A 232-nucleotide genomic window follows, 5' to 3' on the forward strand; every position below is an offset into this window, starting at 1 on the left:
TCCTCGGGCAGCAGGCGCGCGACGGCGCCGCGCCGCGGCAGCATGCGGAACAGCCCCCGGCCGGGGTCGATGTCGTGGAAGGCCAGGTCCAGCTGGGCGAGGCGGGGCGCGACCCAGCCCAGGTCGTGGCGGGCCCGGTAGTCCTCCAGCAGGCGCAGCTTGATCGCCCAGACGATGCGGTCCTCGATGCGGGACCGGTCACCGGTGCGGACGGCGTCGAGCACCTCGCCCC

General features: G+C 75.9%; 1 protein-coding gene. It reads right to left on the minus strand.

What is annotated here, in order from left to right; genetic code table 11:
* The coding region (locus KVS67_RS13500; protein WP_217565593.1) for a proteasome accessory factor PafA2 family protein at positions 1-232 on the minus strand (232 nt) is incomplete at both ends.

Origin of the sequence: Micrococcus sp. GbtcB5 (assembly GCF_019091605.1) — a bacterium.
Taxonomy (GTDB): domain Bacteria; phylum Actinomycetota; class Actinomycetes; order Actinomycetales; family Micrococcaceae; genus Micrococcus; species Micrococcus luteus.